This window comes from Amycolatopsis sp. NPDC049253, assembly GCF_040678995.1.
GTDB lineage: Bacteria > Actinomycetota > Actinomycetes > Mycobacteriales > Pseudonocardiaceae > Amycolatopsis.
Genome location: NZ_JBFAQX010000025.1, coordinates 76065 through 91539, shown reverse-complemented (window position 1 = coordinate 91539; position 15475 = coordinate 76065). Strand labels below are relative to the sequence as shown.

Here is a 15475-nt window from a genome sequence, read left to right as displayed (position 1 = left end):
CCGGTGGTTCAGCCGGCCGCGGTGGTCTCCTCGCGAGGGGGCCGGGCCGCGTCCGTGGCGCCGCCGGCGGCCGTGGGCACGGGACGCAGCGAACCGTCCGCGGTGGCGGGGAGACGGCGCTGGAAGCGGCCCAGCACCAAGAGCGCGGTCATCATCACGAGGGGGAACACGGCGAACACGAAGAAGGTGCCCTGGGCGCTGAGGCCGCGGTCCAGGAGCACCCCGGCGAGCCACGGGCCGAGCATCGCACCGAGCTTGGACACCGAGGTCGCCCAGCCGGAGCCGTTGGCCCGGATCGCGGGGCGGTAGAAGATGCCCGAAATGCCGATCACGCCACCGTGGCCGCCGATGATGAACACGTTCGACAGCAGCAGCACGAACACATACGCCAGTGCCGAGAGGTGGACGAACCCGATCACGAGCAGGCACGGCACCGCCAGCAGCGGCATGATCGCGATGGTCCCGGCCCCGCGGCGGTCGATGAAGCGGCCGATCAGGACCTGTCCCAGTGCGCCCGCCGCGGAAGTTCCCGCGGCGAGGGTGGCGGCCGCCGACACGCTGAAGCCGATCTGCTCGTTGAGGATCGGGCCCCAGAACGTCAGGTAGAACACGACCGTCGCCGAGCAGAAGTAGGACGCCCACACCAGCGTGGTGAGCACCGCCAGCCGCCCGCGGAACAGGGCCGCCGGGGTGAACTGCTTGCGCTCGACGACGTCGGTCCCGACGACGTAGGTCGCGTCGTCCGGCAACGACAGCCCGGGCCGCACGCGCAGCAGCGTGCGCTTGATCCGGTCCGGGGCGAGGCCCTTCTGCGCCAGGAACTTGACCGACTCCGGCAGCGCCGGCACCACCGCGGCGAGCACGACCAGTGACGCCGCACCACCGACGAGGAACACCGACTGCCAGCCGAAGCGCGGGATCAGCACGTTCGAGAGCGGCCCGCCCGACGCGCTGCCGATGCTGTAGCCGACCATCACGATCACCACGGACGTCGACCGCAGCCGGATCGGGGCGAACTCGCTGACCAGCGCCCACACCGGCGGGAGCGCGCCACCGACGAACAGCCCCGTGATCAGGCGCAGGAGCACCAGCTGGGGGTAGTTCTGCGCGAAGGCGACCAGGACCATGAAGATCCCGAACCCGGCGACCGACACGACGATGGCGGGCTTGCGGCCGACCCGGTCGCCCAGGTAGCCGATGACGATCCCGCCCAGCAGGGTCCCGACGACCCCCACGGTGCCCAGTGTGCCGAGCTCGGTGTTGGTCAGGTCGAACGATTGTTTCAGATAGCGGCCCGCGAAAGAGATGACTTGCAGGTCGAAGCCGTCCAGAAACGCGACCAGCCAGGATACGGAGAAGAGCGCGGTCCAGAACTTCCCCACTTTCTGGTTCTCGATCAGGGGGAGTACGTCGATAGTCGGTCTGCTCGTCGTTGAATTCGACAAGGCACACTCCTTTGTGTGCTCGGGCCAGTGTGCTTCACCGTGTTTCGCAGAATGCCAGTATGTGGCTCACGGAGCGGGGTTCGGTAATAAATCGTCTGCACCCGCCGCATAACCGCCGTGAATACCCCGTTCGGGCTCACGAAGGCCGTCCGCGGCCGTGGAAAGCACGGCGCGCAGCCACGTGTGCGTGGGTTCGTCGGTGTTCTTGCGGTGCCACCAGAGGATCTCGACGATCGGGGGCGGATCGCCGGGGTAGGGCAGGATCCGCAGATCACCGCGGTCGGCGAACTGGGCGGCGAGCCGGTGCTGCATCACCGCGACCCGGTCCGTGCCCGCCACGAAGTACGGCGTCGCCTGATAGCTGTCCACCCGTACGGCGACCTGCGGCTGCGTGCTCAGCTCGGCGAGCACGGGCGCGAGCGGTGAGCTCGCCGGGTACCCGTCGTCGGGGTGGTTGGGGATCACCCACGGCATCCGTTCGAGGTCCGCGAGCCGGGGCTGCCCGCCCATCGGGTTGTCCGCGGCCACGACGCACGACCAGTGGTCGCGGAACAATTCCCGCCCGTGGATTTCGTCGACCTTGAACGCGGATTTCGGGGCGGAAATGATCGCGTCGATTCCGCGCAGCGTTTCCGGCAGGTCCGCCGGCAGCTCTCCTTTGGCCACCTTGACGCTCAGCCGTGCGTGTGGCGCCGCCGCGTGGAGCGTGCGCGACAGCTGTTCGCCGAACGCGGCGAGCACGTAGTCGTTGGTCAGAATGGTGAATTCACGCTCGGTGCCTTCAGGGTGGAATTCCGGTTCGGGCGAAAAGAGCCGTTCGAGACTCAGGTACACCGGTTCGATCTCGGCCGCCAGCTTCTCCCCGAGCGGGGAGAGGACGAACCCGGAGCGCGTGCGTTCGAGCAGGTCGTCCCCGAAGTGCCGGCGCAGCCGCCCCAGTGCGGCGCTGGCGGCGGGCTGGGTCACCCCGACCCGCTGGGCCGCCCGGGTCACGTTCTGCTCGCGCAGCAGTTCCCGCAGGATGACGAGCAGGTTCAGGTCGATGTTCGCGAGCGAGCCGACACCCCGTCGGGCCACGTCTGATCACCACCGGGCGGTCACGTGCGGTACGGGCCGTCCCGGGGAGGGCGACGGCCCCGGCCACCGTACTACGGCCGGCCCGCGGCGGGCAGTGTGGCGAAAGCCCGGTCCCGCCGCGGGGCCGCGGTGTGCGCACGGCGGATTCAGACGGTGACGGCGGAGCGCCAGCCGGGGTGGTAGCTCTCGCGCGCCATCGCCGAGTACGGCGCGGGACTGACGATGGCCCGGACGGAGAACTGCTCGTGCGGCTGCACGGTGGTCTTGCGAGACCCGCCGTCCGGCTCGCCCCAGACCACGCGGACCTCCGCGCCGAGCGGCACGTCCGGGTCGACCGTGGCCAGCGACAGGGCGGCGCGCTCGTTCGCGCTGTAGCCGGTGAACAGCGACAACCCGATCCGGTTGCCGTCGGCGTCGAGCACCGAGTCGAAGTTCGACGAGCCGTAGTTGGCGTTGGGCAGGTCGAAGAACTGGTAGCCCGGACCTTCCGGGGCGACGGGAGAGGCGAGCAGGGTGCCCACGTCTTCGGCGTTCCACGCGAGGGTGACCTTGCGCCGTTGGCTCTCCGGGTCGATCGCGGCGAGCGCGTCGCGGCCGATGAAGTCGTGGTCGAACTTGACGAACGAGCCGTAACCGAGCTCCCAGGGGTTGAGGTAGTAGTCCTCGATCCGGTCGGACACGAAGCTGCCGGCCAGCGCGTTGGTCGCCTCGTAGCTTTCGGCGCCGAGCCATTCGCGGTACGGGCGCAGCTGCTCGCCGGTGTAGATCGCGGGCAAGGGCGACGGGATCCAGCCGGATTCCAGCGTGTTGCACGAATACGCGCGCGCCCCGGCCGGCTCGAGCCCGAACTCACGGCCGGCTTCCAGGATGGTTTCGCGTACCTCGTCGTAGGTCTCGTACGGGCCCCACAGCTCCAGGCCGGGCGCGCCCGCCATACCGTGGCGCAGGGTCCGGACCTGCCGGCCGGCGACGTTCAGGTGCCCCATGCGGAAGAACCGGACCTGCTCCACCGGCCCGCCGTGGATCTTCTCGATCACGGGCCACGCGTTCGGACCCTGGATCTGGAAGCGCCACAGATCCCGGGTCACCGGCTTGCCGTACGGCCGCGAGGGCGACCGCTGGTCCAGCTTCAGCTCGACGTCGTAGCCCCGGCCCGCCTGGAAGGTGAGCCAGTTGGCCACGGGGGCGCGGCCGACGAACACGAACTCTTCGGCCGCCGGCCGGAACAGGATGCCGTCGCCGATCACCCCGCCGCCGGGCGAGACGGGGACGAACTGCTTGGCCGAGTCGACCGGGAACTTCGCGACGCTGTTGATGCCGGTGTCGGAGATCAGCTTCAGCGCGTCGGGGCCCGAGAGGAAGAGGTTGACCATGTGGTGGGTCTGGTCGAACAGCACGGCCGTGGACCGCCAGGCGAGCACCTCGCGGCGGAAGTTGGTGAACTCGGCCGGGACGACCGGGTAGATGTAGGCGCCGAGCTGGGAACTGCGGAGCAGGTCCACCGTGTTCCCCGTCTGATCGACCACGTCCTGCAGGCTTTTCGCGCTCATGTGCGGTCCGTTCTCGTGCGACTGGTGTCCGGGTCCCGGTGGCGGTCGCACGCCACCGGAGGGCCGAGGACCACTCGCCGGTCCTGGGCTGCCCCGTTGGACGTTAGGCCGCGGGGGCGCCGAGCGTGAGGCCCTGCAGGCCGGTCTCGGCTACGTCATTCGTCCTGGGCGGACCGCGCGGGGCGGACACCCCGTCATTTGTCGCGGTGAACTCGGCCTCCCTGCCGGACGAAAAACGGCCGGCGTTCCGTTCTACTGGGGGCCGGCGCGGCAGGCAGCGCTTGCGGGACGAGGAGACGAGGGCAGCGCATGACCATCCAGCAGGAGGTGGCGGGCTCGGGGCGCCGGCCGCCGGACCTGGCCGATCTGGTGCGGACCATGAGCTACGAGGTGATGCCGTTCCGTGGCACCGAATCGGCTGTGCTCGAACACGTGCCGGTCGGCGTCCCGCTGACGGTCACCGTCACCGAGGCGAAGGGCATCGACGCCACCTTGGACCTGACCGAACGCCTGCTGCGGCACGGTTACCAGGTCGCTCCGCATCTGCCGGCGCGGCAGTTCACCGACCGCGCCCACGTCGCCGACGTGGTCGACCGCCTGCGTGCGGCCGGGGTGCGGTCGGTGTTCGTCATCGGGGGTGACGCGCCGAAGCCGGCGGGCGAGTTCGCCGACGCGTACGCCTTGCTGCGGGCGATGCAGGACCTGGGCCACCCGTTCACCGACGTCGGGATCGGCGGCTACCCGGAAGGCCACGCGAAGATCCCGGCCCCCGCGCTCGATCGGGCGTTGCGGCAGAAGGCTCCGCTCGCGACCCGCGTGATCACCCAGATCTGCTTCGACGCGGCGGTCACCGGCGCGTGGTCCGCGGGAATCGCCGACTCTGGGATCGACCTGCCGGTCCACATCGGACTGCCCGGTCCGGTGAACCGCCAGAAGCTCGTGCGGATCTCGGCCGGGATCGGGCTGGGGCAGTCGGCGCGGTTCCTGCGCAAGCAGCAGAACCTGATGTGGCGGTTGCTGCTGCCGCGTGCCTACGAACCGACGAAACTGGCCAGGCAGCTCGCCGCCGAGGCGCCGCGCGGCGGCAACGTCCACGGGCTGCACGTCTTCACGTTCAACGAGCTCGCGAAGACCGAGGCGTGGCGGCAGGAGCTGCTCGCCCGGATCGAGGGAAAGGACGCCCACGCGTGACCGGGCCCACCCACGAGGACTACGGGCGCCTGATCGTGCAGGGCGCGGACCGGCCGGGGATCGTGGCGACCGTGTCGGGGGTGCTGACCGACGAAGGCGCCAACATCGTCTCGCTCGACCAGGCGACGAGCGATCCGTCCGGCGGCCGGTTCTTCCAGCGCACGGTTTTCCACCTGGCGGACCTGCCTTCGCGGCTGGCCGGCCTGAACGCGGCGCTGGAAACGCGCCTGGGCGAACAGCTGGGGCTGGAGTTCCGGCTGGTGGAGGCGAGGCGGCGCAAGCGGGCCGCGATCCTGGTGTCCCGAGCGGACCACTGCCTGCTCGACCTGTTGTGGCGCCAGCGCCGGGGCGAGGTGCACATGACGGTGCCGATGGTGGTGTCGAACCACCCTGACCTGGGTGACGACGTGCGCGGCTTCGACATCCCGTTCTTCCACGTGCCGGTGGGCAAGGGGGACAAGGCCGCCGCGGAGAAGGAACAGCTGAACCTGCTCAAGGGCAACGTCGACGTCGTGGTGCTGGCGCGCTACATGCAGATCCTGTCCGCCGGTTTCCTCGCCGAGGTCGGGGTGCCGGTGATCAACATCCACCATTCGTTCCTGCCGGCGTTCGTCGGCGCCGGGCCGTACCAGCGGGCGAAGGAGCGCGGGGTGAAGCTCGTCGGCGCGACCGCGCACTACGTCACCGAAGACCTCGACGAGGGGCCGATCATCGAGCAGGACGTGATCCGCGTGTCGCACCGGGACTCGGTACCCGAGCTGCAGCGCAAGGGAGCGGACGTCGAACGGCTCGTGCTCTCCCGCGCGGTGGCGTGGCACTGCGACGACCGCGTCGTCCGGGACGGCTCCACCACCGTGGTGTTCTAGCCGGGGAACGGAAGGGAGTGGCGATGACGAAGGCCCGTGACGACTACCCGCTCGACCTGCGTGCGAGCCGGCAGGGGTACGCGCTCAACAAGATGTGCCTGTCGCTCAAGGACGAACGGAACCGGCGGCGGTTCACCGAGGACGAATCGGCCTACTGCGACGAGTTCGGCCTGTCGCCGGAGCAGAAGAAGGCGATCCTCGAACGGGATTGGACCGGGATGCTCGAACTCGGCGGATCCGTCTTCTACACCTACAAACTGGCGATGCTGGACGGGAAGTCCATGCAGTACCTCGGCGGGGTGTTCACCGGGATGACGGCCGAGGAGTTCGCCGAGGCGATGCGATCGGGAGGGCGGAAATTTGGCTAGGGTGATCTGGGGCCTCGCGACTTCGCACGTCCCGTCGATCGGCGCCGCGATGGACAACGGCAAAACCGCCGAGCCGTACTGGAAACCGCTGTTCGACGGGTATGCCCCGGCCCGGGAGTGGATGGCCGGGCACCGGCCGGACGTCGCGGTGATCGTGTACAACGACCACGCCAACGCGCTCGATCTCGACCTGGTCCCGACCTTCGCGGTCGGCACCGCGGAGTCCTATGAAGTGGCCGACGAGGGCTGGGGCCGCCGTCCGGTGCCGCCGGTCGCCGGCGCTCCGGAGCTGAGTGAGCACCTCGTCCGCCGGCTCGTCGACGACTCCTTCGACATCGCGACCTTCCACGGCCTCGACGTCGACCACGGCCTCACCGTGCCGCTGTCGGTGTACTGCCCGGATCCGGGCGAGCAGTGGCCGTGCCCGGTGGTGCCCGTGCTCGTCAACGTCATCCGGCACCCGCAACCCACGGCCGCCCGCTGCTACGCGCTGGGGCAGGCGATCGGCCGCGCGATCCGGTCGTTCCCGGAGGACCTCGGCGTCGCGGTGTTCGGCACCGGCGGCATGTCGCACCAGCTGGCCGGTGCCCGCGCGGGCCTGATCAACACCCCGTTCGATCGCATGTTCCTGGAGAAGATCGAGACCGACCCGGAGGCGCTGGCGCGGCTCACGCGGGAGGAGTACGTCGCCCAGGCCGGCACCGAGGGCATCGAGCTGATCATGTGGCTGGTGATGCGGGGCGCGATGGACGAGCGGATCACGCGGATCCACGAGACCTACCACGTGCCGGCGTCCAACACCGCGGCCGGGCTGGCGCTGTTCGAGAACGGGGGAGCACCCGCATGACCGCTTTCGTCCTGCTGCACGGAGCGTGGCACGGGGGCTGGGCCTGGCAGCGGGTGGCCCCTGCGCTGCGCTCGGCCGGTCACGAGGTCTTCGCACCGACGCTGACCGGGCTCAGCGACCGCGCCCACCTGCTCAGCCCCGCGGTGGGGCTCGGCACGCACATCCAGGACGTCGTGGGCCTGCTCGAGGCACACGACCTGAGCGACGTCGTGCTGGTCGGGCACAGCTACGCCGGGCAAGTGGTCACCGGCGTCGCCGATCGGGTGCCCGAGCGCCTCGCCGGTGCCGTCAGCGCGTGCAGACGAAGCTGGCCGCGCTGCCCGGGTCGCCGGCCCGGTACCGGGGCCATTGCGGATAGGCACACAGCGGACGGGTGCGGTTGCCGTGGTTAGCGTCGGTGACGACCGGGTTCACGGGAGACTGTCCACTTCGGACCCACTGGTCGAGTGCGGACAGTGAATCCCACGACGCGGCGAAGGCAGGGGTGCCCGAGTTCGCGTGGTTCGACCCCGGCACGACGTAATAGCGCAGGAAAGCGTCGGTCGGTCGGGGGCCGAGCAGAGTGCGCACGCGGGAGTAGTAGTCGCTGGTGGAGTAGGGGGAAACCAGTTCGTCCGCGGCGCCGTGGAGCAGGATCAGCTTGCCGCCGGCGCGGGCGAACGGGCCGAGGTCGGCATTGTTGCGGTCTTCGACCGTCGACAGGCGGCTGATCCGCCCGAGCCACTTGCCCGGGTTGCGGGGATCCAGGTCGAGCGGGTTGTAGCCGGGGTCGCGGGTCAGGAAGTACTTGACCCACTGAGCCCAGTACTGCATCCCGTAGCCGCTGGTCACCGGCATGGGATTCGCGGGCGCGGTGGTGCCGAACCCGAGGAAGGGCGTCCGCAGGTCCGCGCCCGACAGGAACGGGAAACCGGGGTACTGGGTCTCGCCGCTGGCGACCGGGTACGGCCACCGGAACGGTGAGGACAGGGCGGTCACGGCGGCGATCTGGTCGTCGGACAGGCACGCCGGCCCGGTGTCGGCGCCGCCGGGGCACCGGAGCGAGTGCGGGTCGAAGTGGCAGCCGCTCGGGTCGGAGATGACGTTGTCCGCGACCCCGTCCAGGTCGTCGCAGGCGCGGACGACGCTGGTGTAGAGCAGCGTCTGCTTGGCGGGCTCGGGGAAAGCTCCCGGACGGGACAGGATCTGCGCCAGGTACCCGAGGTCCAGGATCTCACTGAGGTTGTTCCAGGCCGGGTACGCGGAGATCACGCCGTCGAACGCGGTCGGCCACCGCTGGGCGACGATGAGGGCCTCGCGGCCCCCGGTCGAACCGCCGGCGAAGTAGACCTCGGCCGGCGTGGCCCGGTAGGCGTGCCGGATGAGGAACAGGCTGGCGTCGCGCGTCTTCTTGAGCGCGTCGCCGGCCGCGAAGTTGGTCAGGGCTTCGTCGTTGACGCCGAACGCCCCGTCCAGTGACGGAGGGGCGGCCGGGTCCTGCTGGTGGCCGGAGTCGCTCGCGAACGTCGCGTAGTGGCGGGCCAGCGGCACCGGCTGGCCGACCGGGCCGAACGGCACGTTCGCCGTCAGGTCGGGGACGGTGCCGTCGAAGCCGCCGCCACCGAACATGAGCGCCTTCCGGTTCCAGCCGCGGGGCAGGTCGACGCTCATCTTGATGTCGGGCGCGGCCGGGTCGACGGGGAAGAGGTCGGCGTCGACGTGGCAGTACTCGACCGTCTGTCCACTCAGGACGCTGGTGGTCTCCGAAGCGGACACGACCCGCCCGCCGGTTGTCGGCAGGCTCATGACCGACGCGGGAATCCGGAGACCGGCGAGCCCGGTGCAGTCCGGCGTCGTCGAGGAAGGCCCGGCGGCGGCGGACCCGGAGCCGAGGCCGGCGGCCCCCAGCACCAGAGCCATCGCCAGCGCGATCGCGCCCTTCACCGTTGTTGCACTCACGCTGTTCCCTTCTCAGCGGTAGAGGTGCGCGCCCGGAACGGCGTGCGGATCGTTGCGGACTTCGGCGGGGTTGGTCTCGGGCAGGAACCAGGCGCTGACGAAGGTGATCAGCCCCATCAGCAAGATGTAGACGGCGACCAGGACGGTGCTCCCGGTCGCGGCGATGAGCGCGGTCATGAGGAACGGCGTGCCACCGCTGACGATGACCGCGGAGAGCTGATAGGCCAGCGACGCACCGGAGTACCGCACGCCCGGCGCGAACAGCTCGGCGAGGAAGCTGGCGATCGGGCCGTAGGTGAGGCACTGGAAGACGAAACCCACCACGACGGCGACGAAGATCGCGGCCAGTGACGCGGTGCCCACGAGCCAGAAGTACGGGAAGGCCCAGACGGCGACACCGAGGCCGCCGATCAGGATCAGCGGCCGGCGACCCACCCGGTCGGACAGGTGCCCGGACCACGGGATGACCACGAGCATCGCCACAGAGCCGGCCAGCACGACGGCGAGCAGGGGGTCACGCTTGACGCCCAGTGCGTCGGTCGCGTAGCTGAGCAGCCCGGAGATGCTGACGTAGAACAGGCTGTTGGTGGCCGAGAGGAGCCCGCAGCCGAGCAGGATGGTGCCCCACTTGCTCCGCACGACCTGCGCCAGCGGAGCCTTCAGCACCGTGGTGCCGGACTGGGCCGCCTTCTCCTGCAGAGCGCGGAACTCCGGGGTGTCCTCCACTTTGGACTGGATGTAGATGACGACCGAGAACATGACGACGCTGACGAGGAACGGGATGCGCCAGCCCCAGCTGAGGAAGGCGTCGTCGGGCATGAAGCCGCTGGCGGCCACGAAGATCACGTTGGAGATGATCACGGCGACGGGAACGCTGGTCTGGCCGAAGGTTCCGGCGAAACCACGCCGCTTGGGGCCGGCGGATTCGGTCAGCAGCAGGACGACGCCGCCCCATTGGCCACCGGTCGCGAGCCCCTGGACGAAACGCAGGACGACCAGCAGCGTCGGGGCCAGCGCACCGACGGAGCCGGCGCTCGGCAGGCACCCGATCAGGAAGGTCGCGGCCCCCATCACCGCCAGGCAGGTGACGACGACCGGCTTGCGCCCGTACTTGTCGCCGAGGTGCCCGGCGAGCACCCCGCCGATCGGCCGCGCGAGGAACCCGGCCCAGAAAGTGCTGAAGGCGAGCAGAGTTCCGGTCAGAGCCGAGGCGTTCGGGAAGAACACGTGGGGAAACACGAGCGCGGCGGCCGTGCCGTACAAGAAGAAGTCGTACCACTCGATCGAGCTGCCGACGAGTCCCGCGGCCAGGAGCTTGCGAAAGGCCCGCCGCCCGGCCGGGGAAAGGTCGGCGCCGACATCACCGGACTGTCCGGTGGGATGGGCGATCGGATTGGTCATGGATCCCGCCTTCGTCGAGGACATCGGCACGTGATGGCGGTCATATTAAGGAGCCACTACTCTGCGGATGAGGTGTGCATCACCCACACCTCACGCCGATTCGGTGGGACTTTCGCCCACCCGCGCGGAGGAGGACGGCATCGTGGCCGGTGGTCGGGCTGAGCAAGCGGAGTCGGTGTCGCTGCTGCGCCGCCAACGTGAACTGGCGTCGTTGTACGCGACGGCCAAGTCGCTGACCGCGCTGGGCGAACTCGACGAGGTCCTGCAGTCGATCGTCCACCACGCCCACGATCTGATGGGTACCGACTTCACCTACCTGTCACTGGTCGGCGACGACGGCAAGCTCTCGGCCCGGGCCTCGGAAGGGACGATCTCCGCGGCTTTCCTCGCGGCGTGCATCCCGGCCGATGTGGGACTGGGCGGCAAGGTGCTGGCGTCCCGCAGGCCGTATTGGGTGCGCAACTACGCGTCCGCGACGGTGATCGACCACGACGCGAACTTCGACCGGCTGGTCGGCACCGAGAAACTCGTCGCGCTTCTGGGCGTGCCGCTGGTCATCCGCGGGGAAGCCGTCGGCGCCCTATTCGCCGCCGACCGGACCGAGCGGTCCTTCGAAGCCGACGAGATCGCGTTGCTGATCGCGTTCGCCGACCACGCCGCGGTGGCGCTGGACAACGCCAGGCTCTACGAGGCGAGCCGGACGGCCCTGCAGGACCTGCGGGTGGCGTACCGGAAGATCGAGGACCACATGGCGGTCATGGAACGGGCGCAAGCGACCCACGAAGTGCTGACCGGCGCGGTGCTGGAGGGCGGGACGCCCGGCGATGTCGCGCAGCTGCTGGCCGACCAGCTCGGGGGCAGCGTCACGCTGCTGGACCGGACCGGCGCGGTGGTCGTGCACCGGGATTCAGGAGTGGATCCGAGCCCGCCCCCGGCGGAGGCGGACCTGACCGAGGCCGTCCGGACCGCGCATCGTTCGGGGCGCTGCACGACCTCGGTCGACCGGGCGGGCGGCACCCGCAGTGTGGTGGCGATCCGGGCCGGCGACAGCCACCTCGGCGCCTTGGCGTGGAGCCGGAAAGCCGGCGAGGTGGCCGATCTCGACCTGCGCACCCTGGAGCGAGCCACGCACGTCATGGGACTGCTGATCCTCAAGGAGCGTGCGGTCGCCGACGCGAGTGAGCGGTTGAGCGGAGAGCTGCTGACCGAGCTCATGGTGGGCAGCCCCGGGATCGGCGCGGCCCAGCGCGTCCGGGCCCGTGCCCGCGGCATCGATCCCGACCGCCTGGCTCTCGTCCTCGTCGCGGAGTCCGCGACGTCGTCCTCGACCGAACTCTCGCGCCACCTGCACGACATCGCGAGAGACCATTGTGGACTGGCCGGAGAACACCTCGGCCGGGCCACGATGATCCTGCCCAGCGCCGACGACGAGCAGACCGTCGAGGAAGTCCAGCGCCGGCTGCGCCGCGCCGCGGGTGGGCCGGTCGTGGTCGTCGCCGAACGCGTGGCCAACCACGACTGGTCACGTGCTTTCTCCCTCGCCGGCCGCTGCGGCGCGGTCATGCGCGCGCTCGGGCACACCGATGTGGGTGCCACCACGGGCCGGTACGCGCTCTACGCGATGGTCTTCGACCCCGAACGGGTCCGGGAGCTCGACCGGTTCATCGCCGGCTCGATCGGCCCGCTGCTCGACTACGACCAGCGCCGCGGCAGCGATCTCGTCGGCACGCTCACCGCCTACTTCGTCCATCGCGCCAACGTCGCGGCAACCGCGCGGGCGCTGCACGTGCACGTCAACACGCTGCTCAAACGGCTCGACCGCGCCGGCACCGTGCTCGGCCAGGACTGGCGGGACAACGACGACCTGGAACTGCAGCTCGGACTGCGGCTGCACGGGCTGCGCGCGATCACCTCGTCGTGACGGACCGGTTCAGGCCGGGCGCAGCGATTCCCGCAGCGCGGTCTTGGACAGCTTGCCCGTGCCCGTCTTGGGCAGTGTGGTCATGAAGACGAACTCGTCGGGCAGCCACCATTTCGCGACCCTGGGCGTGAGGTGCCGGGTGAGGTCCTCGGCGGTGGCGGCGCTGCCCTCGCGCACGACGACGTAGGCGACGGGGCGCTCCATCCAGCGCGGGTCCGGGCGGGCGATCACGGCGACCTCGACGACGTCGGGGTGCGCGGAGAGGGCGGCCTCGAGCTCGACCGAGGAAATCCACTCGCCACCGGACTTGATGAGGTCCTTGATCCGGTCCACGAGCCGCAGGTACCCGTGCGCGTCGATGGTGGCCAGGTCGCCCGTGCGCAACCAGCCGTCGCCGGTGAAGCTCTCGCCGCCGTCGGTCCGGAAGTAGCCGCCGGCCACCCACGGACCGGCGACCTGGAGCTCGCCGACCGCGTTGCCGTCGCGCGGCAGTTCCCGTCCGGTCTCGACATCGGCGATCCGCACGTTCACCAGCGGCAGCGGCTGCCCCTGCGCGGCGCGCACGGCCACCTGCTCCGCTTCGGTCGCCTCCCGGTGCTGGGTGCGGGTGCCGCCGATGGCTCCCACCGGACTGATCTCGGTCATCCCCCAGGAGTGCGTGACGGGCACCCCGACCGCGGCGCGGTAGGCCTCGGACAACGCCGGGGGCACCGCCGAACCGCCGCCGAGCAGAAACCGGGTGGCGCTCAGATCGTGCCGGCGCAGCTCGGGAAGCAGGCTCGTCCACACCGTCGGAACGGCGCCGGCCACGGTGACCCGCTCGGTTTCCATCAACCCCAGCAGGTGATCCGGCTCCGCGGACGCGCCGGGCAGCACCAGGGACGCGCCCGCCATCATCGCGCCGTAGGGCAGGCCCCACGCATTGGCGTGGAACATGGGCACGATCGGCATCACGACGTCGCTCTCGCACAGGCCGATGAGCCCGGCCGCGAGCGTCCCCAGGCAGTGCAGGATCGTCGAGCGGTGGCTGTAGAGCACACCCTTGGGCGGTCCCGTGGTGCCGGAGGTGTAGCACAGCCCGGAGGCCAGGTTCTCGTCCGCGAGCTCGAAGGTCTCCTCGAACGAGCCCGCGAACGGCTCGGCACCGGCGATCAGCTCGTCGTAGTCCAGGATCCGGGGGTCCGCCGGGATCGGGTCGCCGGTGCCGTCGGCCAGCACCACCCAGTACCGCACCCGCGGCAGCTTCCCGGCGCTGGGCCAGATCCTCGCCAGCAACCCGCGGTCGACGAACACCACGTCGTCCTCGGCGTGGCCGGCGATGTACTCCAGGTGCTCCGCCGAGAGCCGGATGTTGAGGGAGTGCAGCACCCGCTTGGTCGCCGGTACCGCCAGGTAGAGCTCCAAGTGGCGGCGGCTGTTGCTCGCGAACGTGGCGACGCGGGCACCGGCCGGGACACCGAGGGAGTCGAGCGCGGTCGCCAGCCGCCGGGCGTGGTCCGCCACTTCGGCGTAGGTGAGCCGCTCGCCACCGGCCGTCGTCACGTGCTTGTGCGCATACAGCCGCTCGGCGCGCTCCAGGATGTGCGCGATGGTCAGCGGCCGAGGCTGCATCAGCCCTTCCACTGCGCCGGTCGCCTCGGCGGGAGGGGAGACGGGGGACTGCTCAGGCATGGGTTTTCTCTTTCGGCCGGCGGGTTTCGCCCCAGGAGACGGGCGGCATCCGCTCACCGCCGCAAGAGACCTTAAGCGCGGTCCAGTGCCGACCAGAGGGAGGAACCATCCACTCGCCCGCCGGTTTCGGAGGAGAATCCCCACACTCCGCTCGGTCCCGGAACGGGCCGGCCGACGGCTGTGATCGGTGTTGCGCACCGAGGCCGCGCCGTTGTCCGCCGGCTGATCCCAGTGAGATTCGGGCCCAGGCTGGCGCAGGCCGACAACGCAGGCCTCGAGGCGCCCCGAAAGCCGGGCCCTCACGCGCCCTGGCCGAGGCAGAGGTTGCCGGGGTCAGGCCGGCGGTGGACCGGACGGCTCCGCCGGTCGGTCGGCCGTGGGGGCGAGCTGAACCTCGCGCGTCAGCCGAACACCCGCCGCCGGATTTCCCGGCGGTAGTCCTCGAGGGTGTTGTCCAGGTGGACCGCGGCGGCTTGCGCGGCGGCCTCCGAATCGCCGTCGCGGATCGCCTGGTAGATGGCGGCGTGTTCGTCGATCGCCTCGGCGGCGTGCCCGCCGACGGTGCCGCGCAGGCCGATCGTGCTGGACTGGTGCTGCAGCCGCCGGACTTCGCGGACGGCGGCCAGGAGGAACTGGTTGTGGGACGCGGCCGCGATGCCGAGGTGGAACTCGTCGTCCCCGCGGTCGAACAGCGCCGCCTCTCCGGTCAGATGCCCCTGGCGGCAGGTTTCCGCGGCCGCTTCGATCGACCGGAGCTCCCCGGGGGTGGCCCGGGTCGCCGCCAGCCGGCTCGCCGTCATCTCCTGCACCCGCCGGAACTCGAAGAGCATGTAGACGTGGTCGAGGTCGGTCGGCAGGAAAAAGCTGCCCCAGCGCGCCGAACCCAGCATGCCTTCGTCGTCGGCGACGTAGAGCCCGCGGCCCTTCTGCGCGCGCACCCGGCCGATCGCGGAGAGGATCTTGACCGCCTCGCGCACGACCGTGCGCGAGGTTCCCAGCTGTGCGGCCAGCTCGTTCTCGGTGGGCATGCGATCACCGGCCTGGAGCCGCAGCTGCGCGATGAGCTGGAGGATCTGCTCGGCGACGACCTCGTACCCGGGCCGGTACGCGGCCTGTGGCGGGGTTGCCACCCGGTCGTCACCACTGGGGTCGGGTTCGACCGGTGCGGGCACGCCGTCCACCCACTCGCCTCCTTCGGTT

12 protein-coding genes and 1 pseudogene are annotated in these 15475 nt (G+C 70.5%); 6 read left to right on the top strand and 7 right to left on the bottom strand.

Translation table 11 applies throughout. The features are described from left to right. Positions 1 to 8: 8 nt before the first annotated feature. The 3 genes from AB0K15_RS37105 to AB0K15_RS37095 all read right to left on the bottom strand — a co-directional run bounded on the left by AB0K15_RS37105 (position 9) and on the right by AB0K15_RS37095 (position 4072). On the bottom strand, positions 9 to 1382 hold the full coding sequence (locus AB0K15_RS37105) for an MFS transporter (protein WP_364061627.1): 1374 nt from the start codon (positions 1380 to 1382) through the stop codon (positions 9 to 11). Between the two features lie 129 nt (positions 1383 to 1511). Further along, a complete protein-coding gene (locus tag AB0K15_RS37100; RefSeq protein ID WP_364061624.1) occupies positions 1512 to 2522 on the bottom strand; it encodes a LysR family transcriptional regulator in 1011 nt (336 codons plus the stop codon). 146 nt (positions 2523 to 2668) lie between these two features. Then, entirely contained in the window at positions 2669 to 4072 is a 1404-nt protein-coding gene (locus AB0K15_RS37095; RefSeq protein WP_364061621.1) for an aminomethyl transferase family protein, read from the bottom strand. A gap of 309 nt (positions 4073 to 4381) precedes the next feature. On the opposite strand from AB0K15_RS37095, the gene AB0K15_RS37090 reads away from it, so the two are divergent. The 5 genes and pseudogenes from AB0K15_RS37090 to AB0K15_RS37070 form a co-directional block, all read left to right on the top strand. Continuing rightward, complete coding sequence (locus AB0K15_RS37090; protein ID WP_364061618.1) at positions 4382 to 5263, top strand: methylenetetrahydrofolate reductase; 882 nt, start codon at positions 4382 to 4384, stop codon at positions 5261 to 5263. Beyond that, on the top strand, positions 5260 to 6129 hold the full coding sequence (gene purU / locus AB0K15_RS37085; RefSeq protein ID WP_364061615.1) for a formyltetrahydrofolate deformylase: 870 nt from the start codon (positions 5260 to 5262) through the stop codon (positions 6127 to 6129). The genes AB0K15_RS37090 and purU overlap by 4 nt, the downstream gene beginning before the upstream one ends. Before the next feature lie 23 nt (positions 6130 to 6152). Beyond that, complete coding sequence (locus tag AB0K15_RS37080) at positions 6153 to 6497, top strand: protocatechuate 3,4-dioxygenase (protein ID WP_364061612.1); 345 nt, start codon at positions 6153 to 6155, stop codon at positions 6495 to 6497. Beyond that, complete coding sequence (locus AB0K15_RS37075; RefSeq protein WP_364061609.1) at positions 6490 to 7344, top strand: class III extradiol dioxygenase subunit beta; 855 nt, start codon at positions 6490 to 6492, stop codon at positions 7342 to 7344. The genes AB0K15_RS37080 and AB0K15_RS37075 overlap by 8 nt, the downstream gene beginning before the upstream one ends. Beyond that, positions 7341 to 7625 (top strand): annotated as a pseudogene (locus AB0K15_RS37070) (alpha/beta fold hydrolase); the annotation flags it as partial. The gene AB0K15_RS37075 and the pseudogene AB0K15_RS37070, both read left to right, overlap by 4 nt. A gap of 7 nt (positions 7626 to 7632) precedes the next feature. On the opposite strand, the gene AB0K15_RS37065 reads toward AB0K15_RS37070, so the two are convergent. Continuing rightward, the gene (locus tag AB0K15_RS37065) at positions 7633 to 9282 is read right to left on the bottom strand and encodes a tannase/feruloyl esterase family alpha/beta hydrolase (protein ID WP_364061606.1); all 1650 of its coding nucleotides are present in this window, start codon (positions 9280 to 9282) and stop codon (positions 7633 to 7635) included. 12 nt (positions 9283 to 9294) lie between these two features. Next, positions 9295 to 10683, bottom strand: coding sequence for an MFS transporter (locus AB0K15_RS37060; RefSeq protein ID WP_364061603.1), 1389 nt, complete (start codon positions 10681 to 10683; stop codon positions 9295 to 9297). A gap of 103 nt (positions 10684 to 10786) precedes the next feature. Here AB0K15_RS37060 and AB0K15_RS37055 point away from each other — a divergent pair, with 103 nt between their 5' ends. Further along, positions 10787 to 12604: a GAF domain-containing protein gene (locus AB0K15_RS37055; protein ID WP_364061600.1), complete on the top strand. Its 1818-nt coding sequence runs from the start codon at positions 10787 to 10789 to the stop codon at positions 12602 to 12604. 9 nt (positions 12605 to 12613) lie between these two features. Here the strand turns inward: AB0K15_RS37055 and AB0K15_RS37050 are convergent, their stop codons facing one another. Together AB0K15_RS37050 and AB0K15_RS37045 are read right to left on the bottom strand one after the other, a co-directional pair. Continuing rightward, complete coding sequence (locus AB0K15_RS37050; protein WP_364061597.1) at positions 12614 to 14275, bottom strand: long-chain fatty acid--CoA ligase; 1662 nt, start codon at positions 14273 to 14275, stop codon at positions 12614 to 12616. A gap of 401 nt (positions 14276 to 14676) precedes the next feature. Then, a complete protein-coding gene (locus AB0K15_RS37045; RefSeq protein ID WP_364061594.1) occupies positions 14677 to 15456 on the bottom strand; it encodes a FadR/GntR family transcriptional regulator in 780 nt (259 codons plus the stop codon). Positions 15457 to 15475: the final 19 nt, after the last annotated feature.

Bases quoted from the DNA above. Each gene is read 5' to 3' on its own strand.
- AB0K15_RS37095 (WP_364061621.1), bottom strand. From the start codon at position 4,072: ATGAGCGCGAAAAGCCTGCAGGACGTGGTCGATCAGACGGGGAACACG.
- AB0K15_RS37090 (WP_364061618.1), top strand. From the start codon at position 4,382: ATGACCATCCAGCAGGAGGTGGCGGGCTCGGGGCGCCGGCCGCCGGAC.
- AB0K15_RS37080 (WP_364061612.1), top strand. From the start codon at position 6,153: ATGACGAAGGCCCGTGACGACTACCCGCTCGACCTGCGTGCGAGCCGG.
- AB0K15_RS37050 (WP_364061597.1), bottom strand. From the start codon at position 14,275: ATGCCTGAGCAGTCCCCCGTCTCCCCTCCCGCCGAGGCGACCGGCGCA.
- AB0K15_RS37060 (WP_364061603.1), bottom strand. From the start codon at position 10,683: ATGACCAATCCGATCGCCCATCCCACCGGACAGTCCGGTGATGTCGGC.